Source organism: Flavobacterium sp. TC780 (assembly GCF_056783245.1).
In genome coordinates, this window is record NZ_JBXBAV010000056.1 from 1 (window position 1) to 19,076 (window position 19,076).

Consider the following 19,076-nt stretch of genomic DNA (forward strand, 5'->3'; position numbering starts at 1 on the left):
TTTACGTATTGCTAAGGTTAATACATGCTCCTGTTGTTAGGGAGGCAGCACCTAAGCAATGTTCACTCTTGTAATAATTAATATGATGTTAATTAAGGCTATCAAATTATTAGTTTGCACAAACGATAGCATTGCATATACTGGTATTTCTGGAGCAGCATTTTTTTTCAAACTTTTAAGGAAAAAGTAATAATAAATTAACTTGTATATTTTCATAATATCTAATCTTTAAATATTTTACTCTCATTCCAGCCATTTATCCTTTCTCTTTCTTGATATACGGATGATCCTTTGCCAAAAAAGGCCCTATTATAGATTTCACTATTTGTTACCCATGGGCCTAAAATATTCCAGCCAATTGTCCAGCCTATTCCTGCAATGTTACCTCTTGTTGCAGCTATTCTAGTTCCAACATAATTTGCTATACCTTCTCTAGTAGCTCCATAATAATCTCCTTTTATAAGGTTCTCTCCGGCACCATAGTAACCAATATATGATCCCGTAATACTTGCATAACCACCATATTTAGACGCTATTTTTAAAGCATTGGAACTTGATTTTGCAGTTTGTACTACTGAAAATGAAATTTCTGCTCGTGTACCACCTTTGAAGGCTTCAGACCAATATTTTTGCGTTCCGTTAAAATTAACCGCAAAAAAACCTTTAGGTGCAGAATTGTTAAATTTAACAATCGATAATTCGTTCATAGCCCCACTTAGTCCACCTAGTATACTACCTGTTGTCGCCAAATTTCCATTTGTTTCTGAGTTTTCAATATTGATATACTGACTCAAATTAGGTGGTGGTGGTGGTGCATCACTTTTACCTCCACCAAAAAAAGATTTTATACTATTTCCCCAATTCTTAAGATTTAGGTTCTTTCTTGTCCAATCTGTAACCCCCCATTTTTTAAAATTTATATTTTGTTTTGCCCAATCTTTAATCCCCCAGCTATCCCAATTATCTTTTATAGTTTTGATTCCGTTCCCTATCCAGGTTTGTTGTCCGTTACTTAATCCACAATCTACACAGTCCTTTCCAGGTCCATTGGCAGTATTTCCACTCGGATCTGTAAATTGCAACGGATTATTAAATACATAGCCATATTGATTGTAATTTTGAGTACTTGTTGGGTCTTGTATATAATTATCGACTTGTAAAAATCGATGAAGTATTGGATCATACAATCTCGCATTCATATTAATCAGTCCAACACTTTGTATATGTTCATGTCCTGTATAACCTCTATCAAGAACTGTTAGCCCTATTAGTGTATTTCCTACTCCATCCTGCACTTTCATGATACTACCCCAAGCATCAAATAATCTTTTTTCTACTATAGCACCATTGTCATCAGTGATTGTTAAAATAGTCCCTTGATAATCTCTGTGTAAATATAAATATTTTTGTGTTATTCCATCACTCTTAACAGCAATTGGCGCCGAATAGCCATCTCCTCCTATATAAGTAACAAATTCAAAAGCACCAGTAGTTCTATTCTCTTTAATCTCCATTGTGCCATCAGCCGAATAATGCTTACGTAGTGGCCTTAGTGATTTTTCATCATTAAAGTCTCCATAGTACATAGTGCTTCGTTGATTGTCATCATTGTAAGTAAAACTTATTTTCTCTACACCAGTTTCTTCTATTTGTTTAGGACTTTTAAATGCATTATAAGTGACATTTAGTTTTTTTAAACCTGAAGAAACTGGATCACTTGTCTTGCGTATTTTTACATTATCAAACCAAACATTACCTATTCCTATAGCATCAAGACGCAGTCGCAAGGATTTAACACTTGCAGGCACCAACACAGTCTTTTCAATAAATTTCCAATTATTCAACGCTGTTGTGCTAACACTATTGACGTAAGAGAAATATCCCGTTTCATTTGCATTGTATTGAAAAAGTGTAAGTTGAGCAGTCGGATTATCTGTATAAACCCAACCAGAAAAAGTGTATTCTGTGTCAGCTATATTATCAATAGGAACTGAGACATCTGATTGTACATAACTCATACCATCACTTGACAATGTTGTATTTAACTTTATGGCAGTTGCAATACCTTTTGACCGATCAAATGAAATACACTGAGGATTATGCGGATTAAAAGACCAACCTGATTTGGCTTCCATATCATCATTAAAAATACCGCCTCTGTTAGCATAATACTGTGATGAATCATAACCTAATGATATCTCTGTGTTTTGATACTTATTTGTAGCGTCATATTGGTAAAACCCTAAATTATTGCCCAAAATTTTTCCCGAAGCATCATAGGTTTGGCTTTGTTGAGCCCCAAATTTATTTGTAAATTCAGTTAATCTATTTATTTCATCATGCTTAAAAGTTTCTGTAAAGTTTCCAAAGGAACTATTAATTCTACTATCTAAATTGTCTGTATTTTTATTAAATGTGGTTGTAAGAGTTAATATATTACTTGCTGGTACAGTAGTTTTATCATGTTGCATTTTTGATAAATACCCATCAATATCATAGGTATTAGTCATTTTTATGCCATTACCAGTTACGCTTTCTAATACTTGTCCTTTTGCATTTAACAAGTTTGTCTGCCAAAGGACTTTATTGTTACTGTCTAAAATTTGATATAAGTTTCCATTTTTGTAAATATTTTTGGTTACTATCGTACTGAATTTACCTCCTATTTCTGCACGTTTAGTTTCTGTTTCAACTCTGCCTAAACCATCATAAGTAAAGGATTTGATGAATTTTGAAACCCCGATTTTGTTTTCTTCAACAGATAAAGCCCTTTTGAAAATAGGATCATAAGTTATCGTAGTTATAGTTTTATTAGTTCCAATAGGTTCATTGTTGTCGACATACGTTATTGTTATTGGTAACTTTGTAGCATCGTACGTATATTCGGTCTCACTATCAGTACCTCCTCCAACAATTGTTTTTTTAGTTGGTCTTCCGCTATTATCTCTGGTTATAGTGGTAATCACGCCTCCATTTTGGGAAGTCTCTTCTGTTAGTTCTCCTAATTCATTACTTTTATACGTAAAAGTCCCAGCCGATGGATCAATTAGTTTGGTTTTTCTCCCCCAGCCATCTTGCTCCATGGTAATATTAATACCATTATAACTGGTTTGTTTTAGATTTCCATTTGCAAAATAGGAAAAATTGATATTCCCTCCTGTTGTTTCATTAGTAGAAACAATATTACCAATAGCATTTTTAACAATTGTTTTACTTTTTTGCCCATCAGTTATTGTCGTTGATAAATTGGGATATGCTATTGTTGTCGTTCTGTTATTAAATGAAATACTCTCTGTAGGTCTACTGTAAATATCAAATTTAGTTTCATTCCATTGAGATGGTGTAGTACCAAAATAAGGTTCACTTATTTTATAACTTCGATCATAAATATCATATAAATAAGATACATAGGAATATGTTCCATTGATATCTTTTGCTCCTGATCTTGTTTTTCTACCTAAATCATCAAACTTTTCTTCACTAGCACTTCCATCTAAAGCATCTGTTGTTATTGTAACTGTTGTTTCAGATCCATTTGTGGAAGCATAGGTGTTCGTATAATTATATGTAATTACTTTGTTTAACTGATCGTCTTTTGCTGTTAATTTTCTAAACCAAGAATCATAGGTATATGAGGATGATAAGCCATATGGATCAATTTCTTTTTTTAAAAGTCCATTATTCAAATCGTATTCAAAAGTTGATTCTAAATTATCATTATCTATTATTTTAGTCAAAAAACGGCCGGATGTATCATATTGATATTTAGTTATACGCGGATCCATATCTTGTGCTGAAACAGTTTTTTGGGTTAAATTTCCAAAAGAATCATAAAGATTGGATTCCACTATGCTTCCAGTACCCGTTGCATATTTTTCAACAGCTGATACAAGATGCTTGTTATCATATTCATAGATTTCAGAATACGAAGTTGTATTTCCCGGAATTGTGGTAGATACATTTTTTTGATAAGGCCTGTCTATTATATAGGGAGTATCAGAATTAGCACTTTCGTATTCTACGGTTTCTTTTACGGTTTGCGCTACAGCAGCCCCTTCACTAGTGACTGTGGTCGTTATAAGCGGGTTATTGTTTTCATTGTATGAAATTGTAGTTTCTGCACTAGTATTATATCGTGTATCAATTTGTTTGATACTGCTGTTTTGCAACTTAAAAACCTTATTTGATTGTAGGGCAAGTTCTGGACTTGGTGTATATGATAAAGTTGTTTTGGTGGTATAATCTGATTGGTTAAAACCATTATTTGGATAGGTTAAGTAAGGCACTAAATAACTCTCAGTTATGGCCCCTCTTAATTTTATATCTCTTTTAGTTATAGTACACATTTCTGGATTGGAACTATTGTGCCAATTGGTTTCCATTATTGATCTAAATCCCATAAATCCTAATCCCTCCAAATTAGTCACAGCTCCATAATAACCATATAATTTCATTTTAGAAACTGTGGCACTCTTTTTTTCTAACTTTGAAACAATTTGCAAATCAGGGGATGCAACAATGTCAAAATAAGGATAAGTTTCTGTTCCCTGGCTTGGATTATATAACTGTATAGAAAGTGCTTTTATGAATCTGCTCTAATGGATGATACGTTATAGCTTGTTGAACGCCATTTCCAGTTGTAATATTGGTTAGTAGGCGATCTTTACTGCTATCTTTTTTAGAATAAAAAAAATGTAATCTATTATTATTTATAAAAGCGATTTCAAAACGTGGATGCTGTTGGTCTGTAGATGGTATAAATATTGGTAACGCATATTGATTAATATTTGCCTGTGCAGTGGTAATTGCAGTCCTTGTATTGAAGGAAGATGGAGTCATTTCTGTTATTGCTGTAATTTGAATTGTCCCCAGTCCAGTTGAATTATTTTTAGTGTTTTTTATAATCGTCAAATCACTTTTTCCATCATTATTGTAATCTGTTGCAATATAATTATAACTATTAAACGAATCATTAGGAGTTACATAGGCAATATTTCTATTTTCTTTAGCAAAAGTGGTACCTGTTGATAAGTACCTGTACCAACCATTCCCCGATTCTATAGGAATCATAAAGTCCGATTTCCCATCACCATTAAAGTCACCTATCAAAATAGGTCTGCTTAATTGAATACTTGTATCTGTAGTTGGTGTTTGATATAATAAAACAAACTGTTTGTTGTCATTCAAGGAATAGATCCTTACTTTTCCAGTATCAAAAACATAAATGTCCGACTTTCCGTCCCCATTAAAATCAGCGACATAAGTTTTACTAGTCTCTAAAACAATTAATTTTCCAGCATTATTAACAAAATTTGAATTTAGTCGTCTGTCCAGATTCATAAAATAAGTATCTCCCGAATAATTACTTGTGGTATGAAGCGGCTCATTATTTGAGTCGCAAGGTGCTAAGTAAGAATACTCAAGGTTCTCTTCTACAACTGCAACATCAGTTAATCCATCACCATTAAAATCACCATTAAGATAACGCTTCGGAATATTTACCGTATAGAAAAATGGTGGTCTAGTTGATGTACAACTTAAAGGATGCTCAGAATAATACGAGAATTTCGGAAAAGTATACGATTTTTCACCTTGAGGGTTTATAGAAGAAGGACCAATAGCATAAGTTTTAAAAGTGGTAAGATTTGTACTTGGGTTAGTTTTTACAACTGTCCAGCCTTGACCATTCATAAGTTTGTTATTCCAACTTAACCAAGAAACTGGCAGAATTTCATCAAAAGCACCAGGCTCTTGAAGTAGTCCCAAATTTAGAATTGTTTGTGTGCCAGTATTAGGGGTGATACCTGTAAAAATCCAATATATTGATTTAGCTTCTACACCTGTCTTTGGATATAGTATGAAATCCATATTACCATCACCATCAAAATCTCCATTTACTGTAACAGCATTAGTCGAATTGACACTATTGACACTTAACACAGTGGGATTAGAACTGTAATTAATAGAATCATCTGTATTATTGTAGTTAAAAACTGTTGGATTATAACTTTTTGTATTATCTCCACTCTTTTCTGTAATGGAATACAATCGATCATATTTTTCTGAAGATTGAGCCATATTATAGTCTAGGACATAATTTCTGAATCCAATATTATTTCCCGAAGATTTAATTTCCTTTAAACGATTACTTCTCATTATATTTTGTCCTCCAATATAATAATTTTCAGATTTTACTCTTGGTTCATATATAAATTGTATTTGATTTATGGGCGTAGTAGTTGTTAATGTTCCATATTTTATAGCAGCAATTTCCAATAAGTTATTTGCTTGGTTGTATAAATAACTAATTCGAATACCTTGCGCATTTTCCCAATATGTAATTGACCATTCTGTTATCGAACGTGAATCTGTTGAATTACCATAATAAGCTTTCGAACCATCAGGATATTCTACAAGAAAATAAGCTGGTCCAAAATTTACTCCACTTGGATGTATCCCATGAGAGGTAATTTTTATGTTGGAAAATATCTCTGTTTCATATGTTGTCTCATTGCCTCCATAAACCCCAGAAGTTCCATTTTTCACTAATAATCGTTGGCCGTCTAATGCAAATCGATCTAAAGCATCAAAATCTACCCCATCAATTGTACCATCATGGAATTTTGTGGCAGGGATTCTTGAAATTGATGATAATCCTGATAATGCCCATCCGTAGCCCGCAGACCCATTTCCTCCCTGGCTGTTATAGTTTAGACTTACTTCTGGAATAACTCCATTGATTCCTGGGGGAACAGCTATTGGTACCGAGTAAGAAGCACCGCCAGACAAGGTAACCGATAAGTCGCCATCTGTAATACCTGCCTCACGCATTGGACCAGTAGGATTTGTTTGTGCTGTAGTAAAAAAGCTAAGGCTTATAAAGAGAATCGTAAGGTAAAATTGCCTCATAATATTATTGCTTAATGATTTTTATTCTTTTTTGCTCTCCATTACTATATGATAATGATATGATATAGATTCCTGTGGGATAACTTTGAAAAGGAATATTTTGAAAATTCGTTTCTTTTTTATTTTGGTATTCTTTTAAAACTTGTGCATTAATTCCGATTACTTGTATTGATTTTACAAAGTTGTCATTACTTAAATCCCATTTTAGATATAGTTCTTCTCTCACAGGATTTGGGTAGTAAGAAATCACGTCGTCAGTTGAATTTTTAAGCAACTCTTCTTCTATAATAGCTTCAATTTCTTTAGCGGGTTTAGCAACACCGCAACTTTGACAAAATTGCCTAACTATCTGATTTCCTGTTATCGGATCGTAAGTAAATGTTAGTATTGGCTCCTGTGCTTTAACAACACAAAAAGTACTAAATAGAATGATTGATAAAAATTTTTTCATAATTGGTCACCAATTTTTACTAGATTAAAATGAGGTAAAATTTTAGTTATTTTAAATGGCAAACCTATACATAATTAAAATGTAAGATTTATCATATATTAACTATAAATTATACTATTTTATCCTAATTGTAGATTTAAAATAAGAAAGTCAAATTAATGTGAAAAGATGTAAATCTTGACTTTATGAATACTAGAGCTGATATCTAACTTCTATAAATATGAAATATCTTTGGGTAATAGAGTTTGTAAAAAAAAAGAACTATCCCTAAGAACAACTTACCAATACTCTTCTGTGGGTAAAATAAAAAGAGCATTCCTAACTCGTAAAGCTTGGAATATTCCAAAAGATGCAGTATTTCCTCAAAAAGTAAATAAGACAAAAACAGGTAAGAATCTTTTACCCAATAGTCTCAATCAGGATCTGAAACTATTTCAAAATGCTTTATAAATAAGGTTTTTAGTGTTATGGTTCAAATCTTGCTCTCCCTACCAAAAGAGGAAAAGAAGTGAAAAAGGCAACTTTAACAATCTTTTCAAAAAACGCGCAAAAAACCTCCAAATCCAAGGATTCGCAGTTTTTTTTATAATCCTTAATCAATGATTTATTAAAATGCTCAAAAGTTTTGTGGCAGAATCGTGGCACAGGCTGTTTTTAAAAACTAGAAATTCAGCAAAATCAAGACCTAGAAGGCTAATTTCGAATGGTAATACGTCCGCTAAAAACTCTATTTTTAATTAAGACCATTTTTACTCAATTGTGTATGCAGTGTGGATACAATTGAAAACATAAGAGACATGACTGTATGAATAACTATTGACCTACCAAGTTCACTTTAGAATTCTTTTCAGAACATATTCCAATTCCGATATGTATGTGCTTTTCACTAAGGTAATTTGATAAGTAAAATCAAATCTTTCAAATTACGTCCGCAGTGCAGACGTAAACTGAGTTAAATAATTTAATGTTTTTAGACCCGGTTCTGTCGCATCTGTCAGAAACAAATATAAGAATTTAAGTAATTTAAAAGTTAGCCTGCCAATTTACAGAATGATTTAAACATAGATATCCCTGGACTAACCATCTGATTCTTTCTCAGTATATGCACAACTTCAATTCCACTCAAGGTTCGTTTGGCCGATTCAAAACTTTTAAAGCCTAATGCGTTTTGTATGCGCCATTTTATAAAACGATGGTCCTGCTCTACAATATTGTTGAGATATTTACACTGCCGGATTTTAATCTTTGAGAACGAACGTTTGTTATATACTTTGATCGCTGCAGTATTTGAACCGCTTTTATCAATGTTTATTACTCTTGGCCGGCAGTTATTACTACAGCTTTAATTAGAAATGACTGAGCGCTCATTCTTTGTCTTCTTCTGGTCAAAAGAAAATCTACTGTATTGCCTAGTTTATCTACTGCTCTATATAAATAACACCAAATACCTTTAACTTTGATATAGGTCTCATCAAACCTCCAACTTGTACCTACTTACTCTGCCTCAAGCAAAGATGAAAACTTATAAACCCAACGCTGAATCGTGGCATGATCCACAATGACTCCTCTAATCTTCATTATTTCTTCAACATCCCGGTAACTAAGTGTAAATCTTAGTTTGAAATATACTCCCCTGAAGAATTACGTATTTTGGATAACAATGCCCTTTAGTATTCATCTTTTGATCGGTTTAAAATTCTAAAGATAAAAGTTATTCCCAGATGCGACAGAACCATATAAAAGACCTTTTAGTAAAATTAAGAAAGACCTCTTTAATGAAATTAAAAGCTTAAAATTTAAGCTATAATTATAAAAACCACAAATCTTTTCATGTATTAAGTTTATTTATGCGATTGAATTAATTTCGATAGTAATGTACCCCGCAAAGCAACAGATTAATTCAATTTTCTCGAAACTTTACTATAAATTTGCTCAAAATAAAGCAGCAGGAGTACCCATGAACTATACAGTAAAACAAATTGAAGAGATCACCAATGCACAGATCATGGGTGATAAAAATTTAGTAATCAGAAATATCGCGTTTGACAGCAGGATTATTTATTCAATAAAGAATACGGCATTTATTGCGATCAATACGCATAAGAATTCCGGTGAAAAATTTATTGAATCTGCAATAGACCGCGGTATCAGTGTGATCATTTCTGAGCATCAATATCCGCAGTTTGAAAATGTAACATGGATCCTTGTTGAAAATTCGGTTGCTTTCCTTCAGAAACTGGCCCAATATCATTTTGAACATTCTCATATTAAATCTATTGGAATTACCGGAAGTAACGGAAAAACCATCCTTAAGGAATGGCTTTATCAGTGTCTGTGGAATGAATTCCCAACCGTAAAAAGTCCAAAAAGTTTTAATTCTCAGATTGGTCTTCCGCTTTCCCTACTGCAGATTAACGATTCTTATGAACTTGGCATTTTTGAAGTAGGTATTTCAAAGCCTCACGAGATGGAGAAACTAGAAGATATTTTTCATCCGGAGATAGGGTTGCTTACCCATATCGGGAATGCCCATGCAGCCAATTTTAAATCGGAAGAAGAATTGATAGACGAAAAAATAAAGCTTTTTAAAGATTCTAAGGTTATTATTTACAATGGTGATCATCTATTGGTTTCCAAGAAGATACACGAACTGTATTCAAGTAAAAAAATAATTTCTTATGGACTTAAAAATGATAGCAATGTTTTCATTAAAGAAGGTATTACCAAGGATGAAAATATTACTGTTGTTTATTTTGACGAAGAAATCTCCTTCCCTGTTCATCAGAAAGACGAAGCTACACTGACTAATGCATTGGCTTTGATAACGGTTTTAAAAGAACTGAATATTGATAATCAAAAGATCATTGATAAGATCAACTCTCTAAAAGCTGTAGAAATGCGTCTGGAAGCCATTGAAGGAATTAAAAATAATATGATTATTAACGATTCTTTTAATCTCGATCTGGATTCCCTAAAAACGGCGCTTCAATTTCTGAATGAATATAAGAAATCTAAAAAATCACTGGTCTTAACAGATATCGTAGGGGTTAATTCTAATTCCAAAGAACTCTATGAAGAAGTCTCTGAACTAGTCAATGACCAAAAGTTTGATTCTATTTTCCTGATTGGGGAAGAAATATCAAAATTCACGGAATTATTCAAGTCTAAAACTTCTACTTTCGTCAGTACTCAGGAGTTAATTAATAGTAAATATCTTTCAGGAATAGAAAATCAGATTATTCTTCTCAAAGGAGCCAGAAAATTTGAAATAGAGAAACTGAAAGATATCCTTGAACTGCGAAAGCATGATACCGTTCTGGAGGTTAACCTCAATGCCATTCTTCATAACATCAATTATCATAAATCCCTACTGAAATCAGGGACGAAAATGATGGCGATGGTAAAAGCTAATGCTTACGGATTGGGCAGCTACGAAATTTCCGAATTCTTACAGCATCATCATATTGATTATCTGGGGGTTGCATATGCAGATGAGGGTATTGAGCTTCGTAAAAAAGGAATCACGACTCCCATTCTTATCATGAATCCTGAACAGCACAGTTATGAAGCGATTATTGAATATAATCTGGAACCCGAAATTTACAGTTTCAGGGTTTTGGAGTTGTTCTATGAAGCAGTTCAAAAATCCGGATATGATAAAAAATATCCTATTCACATCAAGCTTGAAACAGGAATGCACCGTCTTGGTTTTAAAGATTTTGAATTAGATAAACTAAGCGAAACTTTAAGCCATAAAAATGTAAAGGTGCAGAGCATATTCAGTCATTTATCATCTTCTGATATGCCTGAAGAAAAAGAATTTACACTCAGACAGTTTGAAGTTTTTGAAAAGAATTCCAGTTATCTGATTGAGAAACTGAACTACACTCCTATTCGACATATTTTAAACTCCTCAGGCATAACGAATTACACTGATACCCAGTATGATATGGTAAGAATCGGAATCGGAATGCTCGGAGAATCACCATGTAGTGAAATACAAAAACAACTTCAGTCTGTGGTAAGTTTTAAAACCGTAATTTCACAGATATCAACAGTTGATACCGGAGAATCTGTTGGGTACAGCCGAAAATATAAGGCAGACAATGCTGCCAGGATTGCTACTATTCCTGTAGGTTATGCAGATGGAATTCCAAGACTTATTGGCAACCAAGTAGGAAAACTGGGTGTCAATAAAATACTGGCCCCCATCGTAGGAAATCTATGTATGGATATGATGATGATCAATGTAGATGAAATTCCCAATGCTAAAGAAGGTGATACGGTCACCATTTTTAATGCAAAACCAAGTTTAAAAGAATTCGCAGGCTACTGCAAAACAATAACCTATGAAGTGTTAACATCAATTTCACCCCGGGTGAAACGGATATATATAAAAGACTAGTTATGAGAAAACTCCTGATCCTTCTCTTCGTATTACAACTCTCAATGTTTCATTCTCAAGTGAAAAAGGATCTGGTCATTCCAAAAAATCCAAAAATAGGACTTTCCCTTGCCGGAGGCGGTGCCAAAGGATTTTCACATGTCGGAGTACTGAAAGTATTAGATTCATTGGGAGTCAAAGTCGACTATATTTCCGGAACCAGTATGGGTGCCTTTGTTGGTGGTCTGTATGCTTCAGGATATTCCGGTAAAGAAATAGAGAAGATCGTCATGGATACTGACTTCTATTCTTTGATCATGGATTCAAAATCGAGATAGGAAACTTCTTTCTTTAATAAATCCGCGCTAAGTACATGACAAAAACTGCAATATATTGATATTTATTTAGAGTATTGATAAGTATATTATTAGTTTGATTTAATCCATATTTAAAAACACTAAATACTCTTCTTTGGTGTTTTTAAAATTTGATAGGTTTTATTTTTTCATCTACATAATCTCCAATTTTATAACACCAAACCAATGCAATCATCACGATCATGAATGATTTTTCTAATCTCTTCTGATCCATTACATGAGTATCTTCAATATTAAAGCCACAGGTTTTGAAAGCCTTGAAAAGTGTTTCAATTTGCCATCTTTTCCAATAATATTCCAAAGATTCCTCAGGTTTATTGAAGGAGACCAAAATCAAAAAATCCAATTTCCCTGTCCTGTCGTATTGCTTCATACCTGAAACGTAACATTCTACCCCATTAATTTTTACAATTTTAGGATGATGATAAAATTCGCCCATTCTCAATCGGTTAAAGAGCCAAAATACCAGTGTTTCGTCATTTTTGTCAAAACGATAAACCTTAAAATTATTCCGCAATCGAATGTAATACGTATTTTATTTTTATTTAAAAAATCAAGCCAATGATGACCTATAAATTCTCTGTCGGCAAGCAAACAATCAATACAGTCTTTCCCAAACCAATCTATAAATTGTGTTATTAATTCTATTCTTTCATTTGTATCAGAATTACCTCGCTTATCCAACATTTTAAACATAATTGGAATGGCTATATTTTTATAACAAATCCCTAGCATCAAGATATTAATATTCGAATTCCCAAACTTCCAATTCATACCATCTAGTACCAAAATTAGATGCTTCTTTTCGGGTAAAATACTGAATATAAAGATGGAAATTATTCTAATAGGAAAATCAAAATCTGCCATAAACCGCCGTATTCTCCTAAAGGAACTTTCTGCTGAAGCACAACTATCGAATGCATTAGCTAAAGACATATAGTTGACTTTTTTAACCTTACATAAAGCGATAATCATCATCGAAATGAATTTCAATCGGGCTTTGTTGATTTTTGTTTCAAAGCCGTGCTCTAAAACTAAACTTAGTTAGCTTGCGCACAACATTTTTTTTGTAATTTTACACCCATGACTGGTATTTCTGTGCTTAGTTGATTGCCTAGGAATCACCATCTAACTCATTAAATATCACTCATTTACACAAGTCTTAAATATTTTATTTTATTGAACACCAATAACTTACAGTTTTTTTTTGTCATGTACTAAAAAAAAAATCTAATGAAATAAGAGCCAGACTTTAAGAATTATGAATTATATAACAAGTCAACACTTAATAAAACTAATTTAAAAATGCCAAATTTATTTTCTTACGGAACCTTACAGAAAGAGCAAGTGCAAATGGAAACTTTTGGTAGACTGCTCACTGGAGAAAAAGATACTTTACTAGGGTATATTTTAAAAATGGTTGAAATCACAGACCCCGAAGTTTTACGAAAAAGCGGACAACAATTTCATCCAATAATTGAACCTACAGGAAACTTAAATGATAAAGTTGAAGGTATGCTTTTCAAAATATCAGAAACTGAAATACTAAACGCTGATAAATATGAAGTGGATGATTACAAAAGAATTGAGGTCGAATTTCAATCAGGTAAAAAAGGATTTATTTACATAAAAAAATCTTAGTTCGGGAACCTGTAAAGTCTAGTAGATAAAGTTTTTTTTGTTTTTGGATACTCTAGTGGTATTTAGGGAATCAATAGTTTCAAGACAAGGCTCTGTCGCATCTGCGAGAATCAAATATAAGAATTTAAGTAATTTAAAAATTAGCTCACCAGTTTACAGAATGATTTAAACATAGATAATCCTGGCCTAACCATCTGATTCTTTCTTAGCATATGTACAACTTCAATTCCGCTCAATGTTCGTTTGGCCGATTCAAAACTTTTAAAACCTAGTCCATTTTGGATACGCCATTTTATAAAACGATGGTCCTGCTCTACAATATTGTTGCCATATTTACACTGCCGGATTTTAATCTTTGAGAACGAACGTTTGTTATAGACTTTGATCGCGGCAGTATTAGAACCGCTTTTATCGATGTTTATTACTCTTGGACTACAGTTATTACTAATTGCTTTAATTAGAAATGACTGGGCACTCATCCTCTGCCTTCTCTTAGTTAATAAGAAATCAACTGTATTACCAGACCTATCTACTGCTCTATATAAATAACACCAAATACCTTTTACTTTGATATAAGTCTCATCTAATCTCCAACTCGTCCCCACTCTGCCTTTCTCTTCTTCATCTCTGCCTCAAGTGAAGGTGCAAACTTATATACCCAACGCTGAATCGTTGCATGATCCACAATCACCCCCCTAATCTTCATTATTTCCTCAACGTCACGATAGCTAAGTGTAAATCTTAATTTAAAATACACTGCCTGAAGGATTGCATATTTTGGATAACAATGATCTTTACTATTCATTTTTTATTAGTTTTGAAAAACCAAAGATAAAACTTAGTCATAGATGCGACAGAACCCAAATAGGGCATTCTAAAAAGTATTTAACATCAAATCATGTTATTACCTACAAAATTTAAACATTTTAGTAACACATCTTAAAATTATGAGTTTTAACAAGATTCTCACTTATTATGTCGTAAAAAATATCCACTGTAAATATCAACAAAAGCCACTTTATTTTAATACAATACCACATAAAAATAATTCCAGTTGTTTTTATGTGGTAATTATAAAGTGTAAAAAATTACAATTCTATTGCTTATTATTCTATGATTCGTATTATTCCATAGCAATAATTATAAATTCACTTCTCCTATTTAATTGATGCTCAGACTCTGTACAATCGACTCCATCGGAACAGTTATTTCTAAGCTGACTCTCTCCATATCCTGTTCCGGTTAATCGGTTTGGTGCAATACCATTTTTAATTAACCATTGTATGGTTGCTTTGGCTCTTCTGTTAGATAAGGCAATGTTATATGCGGCAGTTTGACGGCTATCAGTATGCGAACGAACATCTATTTTCATCTTTGGATATTGTTTCATCACCGCTAAGATTTTCTCCAGTTCAAAAGCGGCATCTTTACGAATATAGGATTTATCCAAATCAAAATAGATAATCGGAATATTAAGCGTTTTAGCCAAATCAGTACCTATGCCTATTGGCTTGATTCTCTTTTCTAATGGAATTATTAGGCTCGTTTCACCCGTTTGACCTTCAATTTTTACTAGAACTTCATTGGTTTCATAATCTTGTTTCGCGGCTCTAACATGGTAGATTGTGTTGCACTTTACTTTAAATGTATAACTTCCATCTTTTCCCGCTAAAACTTCCTCTATAGTTTTAAATTGTTCATCCAGCAGGGTTACTTTGGCATTATCAAGTATTATGTTAGTTTCCTGGTCAACAACTATTCCCTTCAACTTCTGCTCACATAGCAGTTTTCTTGTTTCTGTGAATTCGTAAATATCATCGTTTCCGTTTCCGCCTTCTCTGTTAGAGGAGAAAAATCCTCTTCTATTTTCACTATTGATGATAAATGCAAAATCATCTTGTTTGCCATTAATTGGGACTCCAACATTTTCGACTTCTGTAAATTTACCGTCATTATTGATTCTGGAAACATAAACATCAAGTCCTCCCAAGCCTGGGCGTCCATCACTGGCAAAATAGATTTCATTGTCAGCAGATATAAATGGGAAGGTTTCTCGTCCTTCCGTATTGATCGATGAACCTAAGTTTTCTGGTTTTCCAAAAGTTCCATCATTATTAATGGTCACACTAAACAAATCTGACTGGCCTAAAGTGCCTGGCATATCTGATGCAAAATATAGTTTCTTACCATCTACACTTAATGCCGGATGTGCTGTGCTATATTGATTGCTGTTAAATGGCAATTCAGTTATATTGGCCCATTTTCCATTAACGAATTCTGCTTTATAAAGTTTTAAGAGGGTGTTTTTTTGGTCATCTCTCTCTTTTTTCCATTCAAAAAGTTATTTCTGGTAAAGTACATCGTTTTTCCATCTTTTGTAAAAACGGGTGTCGATTCATTGAATTTTGAATTGATTTTCTTTTCAAATCGTTTTACCTTTCCTAATGTCCCATCCTCTGTTAATTCTGCAGAATATAAATTGGTAAAAGATTTATTGGTCCATTTAAATGTTTTCTTAGCCACACCTCCAGTATCTCTCGCTGATGCAAATACTAATTTTTGGTCATAATAAGTACCTCCATAATCCGATTGTGTAGAGTTAATACCGGCATCGACTATTTCAAATCGCCCTGAATTCGCTTTTATTTGCTCGAGATAGTTTCTATTGTTTTCAAATAGTATCGCTCTTTTATCTGTTGCGATTTTTTTATTAAACACTTCAAGGGTTTTATCCGCTTTCGCATAATCTCCTGTAGCCTTTAGAGTTTGCGCATAACGATAATAATATTCAGGTTCTTGCTCTTTATTGATTTCAAAAAGGATATCATACCACTTTACGGCTTTGGTAAGCTCACCGTTAAAATAGTAAGCATTGCCTAATCGTTGAAGTAATTTCTCATCCTTAAACCCTTTTTCAGCTACTCTTTCGTAGATTGAAATGGCGTCAATATAGGCATATTGGTCATAGTCCTTGTCTGCCTTCTTCTGGCTTGCTGTCTGTGCACTTGAATTTAGTGAGATAAACACTAAAAAAATGGTAGATGCTATATATTTAATTTTCATCTTGTGAGGATTTAAAAGAATCTTGGTGAGGTTATTCGGCTATAATTATTTAAAAATTCGAATCGCAGGAATATCTCATGTGAACCTGAATTATAATTATTCAATCTTGTCGTTTCACGGTCATAAGCATAACCAATGAATAATCCATCAGTAACCTGAAATCCCGCCATCGCACTTAACGCCGCACTCCATCTATAAGCTACTCCTAATGTAAACTTTTCATTAAACATAAAGTTTGCCGAAAGATCAACCTGCAAAGGTGCACCTTCAACCATTTTAGTAAGTAATGCAGGTTTGAATTTGATATAAGGATCTAAATCGAATACATAACCAGCTATCAGATAGTAATTTATCTTATCCTTTAAAATAGCATAATCATTATCACTGTACCTTGTCGTTTCGATGAAATTAGGTACTGATAACCCGATGTAGGCTTTATCTGAATGCCAGTACACTCCCGCTCCTATATTTGGAGAGAATTTATTATTTCAAATCTTGAAACTGAGGATCCCCCTGTATTCGGGATTTAATTTATTCATATCAAGATTAAATAAATTTGCTGTTCCTTTGATTCCAAAGGAAAGTTTGAATGTTTCGGATGTTGGTACTGTATAAGATAAATCAGCAGAGAAAGTGTTCTCATTAGTAGGCCCTATCTTATCGTTTACAAGTGAAACTCCTAATCCCAGATTACTATTATTTATCGGTGTATTTAACGAAAAACTACTCGTTTCTGGTGCTCCATCAAGTCCAACCCACTGCGTACGATATAACCCAAAAATACTCATTGCTCCTCTTGAGCCCGCATATCCAGGATTTATATTAATAGTGTTATACATGTATTGTGTATACTGGGCATCTTGTTGTGCAAATCCCAAAGCGGAAAATAACACAAAAACTAAAACTATTTTTCTCATGTATTTTACTTTTATAATGGCTTAGTTTTTTTTTTATGACTAAGCCATTTGTTAAATTATTACTTAGTAAGGTATAAATATCCCGCTTGCTGATGTGCATTAGAATCTCTGTCTTTGTACTTCAGAATATAATAATATGTCCCATCTGGTAATCCGTCCGATTGCTTCACTGTTGTTCGACCTTCAGATAGCCCTCTAAAAGCGCGCTCTTCATTGTTATAATTCTCACGTTGGAATACCAAAACTCCCCAACGATTGTAAATCTCAACAGTATTCTCTGGATAACATCCTATACCCTGAATATAAAATCTTTCATTCTTATCATCCCCATTTGCAGACATTGCATTGAAGACTTTTATTACGCAACCTTCGATTGATAAAACTGTTGGATTGTCTCCTAGATTGTCATTATCATCAGAAGTATCAGATACAATAATTCCTGTAGGATTCTCTCCTGTTACAAAAGCCTGATTAGAAACTTTTCCTGCATTGATATCGCTTTGTTTCATCGCGTAAACACCTTTAAAAGTTGTACTATCACTTTCTCCCGGAGCTAGAGATATTAAACCTCCTGTTATAACAATTCCAGGAAGCGGATCTTTAATCGAAATATTTGTCAGCCTAACATTTCCTGTATTGGTAACAACAAAACTATAAGTAATGGTTTCTCCAGCATCTGCATTCCCATTCATGTTTTCATCATTAAATACCGCTGTCTTAATCAACGCAATTGATGGAACTTCAACGAAGACAAAAACCTTAGCTATACTACAATTATTTGAATTTAATTTATCACAAATTTGATACATTAATATATAGTTTCCTCCTATAGTGTTTGGTGCTATCGTTATTGTTCCATTTGGATTTAAGCTAAAACCTTCAGGAACAATCCCAACAAGCTTTAAATCAATATCTAACACATTTAAAAATTTTCCATTATACAAATCATTACCAAATACTGTTTGGTATTACCTCCATTGGTACCATTGATTCAATTAGTTGTAAAATCATCTTCAATTGCGTCCAGAGAAGATTGTCCACAATAATAATTGACTTGACCGTACTGCAGTTAGACGTATTGGTTACTTCGCATATCGTGTAGGTAACCGCATAATTTCCTGCTGGGGTATTGGCTGCAACTGTAACTGTTCCGTCTGCATTTAAAGTCAAGCCTGACGGTACGTTCACTCCTGTCAAAGTTACTTCTCCTGGACTCGTGCCAATCACAACTGGATTGCCATTCAGGTATCATTGACTGTCAAGGCTGCCGTAGTCCCCCCGTATTACCATTTACAGCAGTAGTCTCTGTGATAGCAGTAATTACGTTTATCGGC

Annotated in this window: 11 protein-coding genes and 4 pseudogenes; 4 read left to right on the forward strand and 11 right to left on the reverse strand. The window is 33.4% G+C overall.

Features of this window, described 5'->3' with window-relative positions; all coding sequences use genetic code 11:
- Positions 1-221 precede the first annotated feature (221 nt).
- The 3 genes from AC1RYN_RS05575 to AC1RYN_RS05585 form a co-directional block, all read right to left on the reverse strand.
- Complete coding sequence (locus AC1RYN_RS05575) at positions 222-4,454, reverse strand: RHS repeat domain-containing protein (protein WP_481806156.1); 4,233 nt, start codon at positions 4,452-4,454, stop codon at positions 222-224.
- A gap of 103 nt (positions 4,455-4,557) precedes the next feature.
- Positions 4,558-6,909, reverse strand: a complete 2,352-nt coding sequence (locus AC1RYN_RS05580; RefSeq protein ID WP_481806157.1) for an FG-GAP-like repeat-containing protein — start codon at positions 6,907-6,909, stop codon at positions 4,558-4,560.
- A gap of 4 nt (positions 6,910-6,913) precedes the next feature.
- Positions 6,914-7,360 carry a T9SS type A sorting domain-containing protein gene (locus AC1RYN_RS05585; RefSeq protein ID WP_481806158.1) on the reverse strand — a complete coding sequence of 149 codons (447 nt, stop codon included), beginning with the start codon at positions 7,358-7,360 and terminating at the stop codon, positions 6,914-6,916.
- Positions 7,361-7,591: 231 nt separating this feature from the next.
- Here AC1RYN_RS05585 and AC1RYN_RS05590 point away from each other — a divergent pair, with 231 nt between their 5' ends.
- The gene (locus AC1RYN_RS05590) at positions 7,592-7,810 is read left to right on the forward strand and encodes a hypothetical protein (protein ID WP_481806159.1); all 219 of its coding nucleotides are present in this window, start codon (positions 7,592-7,594) and stop codon (positions 7,808-7,810) included.
- Positions 7,811-8,390: 580 nt separating this feature from the next.
- Here the strand turns inward: AC1RYN_RS05590 and AC1RYN_RS05595 are convergent.
- Positions 8,391-9,038: pseudogene (locus AC1RYN_RS05595) on the reverse strand (IS6 family transposase).
- Positions 9,039-9,317: 279 nt separating this feature from the next.
- On the opposite strand from AC1RYN_RS05595, the gene AC1RYN_RS05600 reads away from it, so the two are divergent.
- The gene (locus tag AC1RYN_RS05600) at positions 9,318-11,765 is read left to right on the forward strand and encodes a bifunctional UDP-N-acetylmuramoyl-tripeptide:D-alanyl-D-alanine ligase/alanine racemase (protein ID WP_481806166.1); all 2,448 of its coding nucleotides are present in this window, start codon (positions 9,318-9,320) and stop codon (positions 11,763-11,765) included.
- Positions 11,766-11,767: 2 nt separating this feature from the next.
- Positions 11,768-12,079: pseudogene (locus AC1RYN_RS05605) on the forward strand (patatin-like phospholipase family protein); the annotation flags it as partial.
- Between the two features lie 145 nt (positions 12,080-12,224).
- Here the strand turns inward: AC1RYN_RS05605 and AC1RYN_RS05610 are convergent.
- Together AC1RYN_RS05610 and AC1RYN_RS05615 are read right to left on the reverse strand one after the other, a co-directional pair.
- Positions 12,225-12,638: a transposase gene (locus AC1RYN_RS05610; RefSeq protein WP_481806160.1), complete on the reverse strand. Its 414-nt coding sequence runs from the start codon at positions 12,636-12,638 to the stop codon at positions 12,225-12,227.
- Positions 12,563-13,099, reverse strand: a complete 537-nt coding sequence (locus AC1RYN_RS05615) for a transposase family protein (protein ID WP_481806161.1) — start codon at positions 13,097-13,099, stop codon at positions 12,563-12,565. The genes AC1RYN_RS05610 and AC1RYN_RS05615 overlap by 76 nt, the downstream gene beginning before the upstream one ends.
- 327 nt (positions 13,100-13,426) lie before the next feature.
- On the opposite strand from AC1RYN_RS05615, the gene AC1RYN_RS05620 reads away from it, so the two are divergent.
- Complete coding sequence (locus tag AC1RYN_RS05620; protein WP_481806162.1) at positions 13,427-13,762, forward strand: gamma-glutamylcyclotransferase family protein; 336 nt, start codon at positions 13,427-13,429, stop codon at positions 13,760-13,762.
- 140 nt (positions 13,763-13,902) lie between these two features.
- On the opposite strand, the gene AC1RYN_RS05625 is transcribed toward AC1RYN_RS05620, so the two are convergent.
- From AC1RYN_RS05625 to AC1RYN_RS05645, 5 genes and pseudogenes are all read right to left on the reverse strand, one after another.
- Positions 13,903-14,567 (reverse strand): IS6 family transposase gene (locus AC1RYN_RS05625; RefSeq protein ID WP_481806163.1). Its coding sequence is split into 2 segments (ribosomal slippage): positions 13,903-14,372 and positions 14,372-14,567, totalling 666 coding nucleotides; the frame shifts between segments, so codons are not numbered across the junction.
- A gap of 318 nt (positions 14,568-14,885) precedes the next feature.
- Positions 14,886-16,825, reverse strand: a pseudogene (locus AC1RYN_RS05630) (OmpA family protein).
- A gap of 11 nt (positions 16,826-16,836) precedes the next feature.
- Positions 16,837-17,742, reverse strand: a pseudogene (locus tag AC1RYN_RS05635) (PorP/SprF family type IX secretion system membrane protein).
- Between the two features lie 59 nt (positions 17,743-17,801).
- On the reverse strand, positions 17,802-18,662 hold the full coding sequence (locus tag AC1RYN_RS05640) for a T9SS type B sorting domain-containing protein (RefSeq protein WP_481806164.1): 861 nt from the start codon (positions 18,660-18,662) through the stop codon (positions 17,802-17,804).
- A gap of 28 nt (positions 18,663-18,690) precedes the next feature.
- Positions 18,691-18,969 carry a hypothetical protein gene (locus AC1RYN_RS05645; protein WP_481806165.1) on the reverse strand — a complete coding sequence of 93 codons (279 nt, stop codon included), beginning with the start codon at positions 18,967-18,969 and terminating at the stop codon, positions 18,691-18,693.
- Positions 18,970-19,076: the final 107 nt, after the last annotated feature.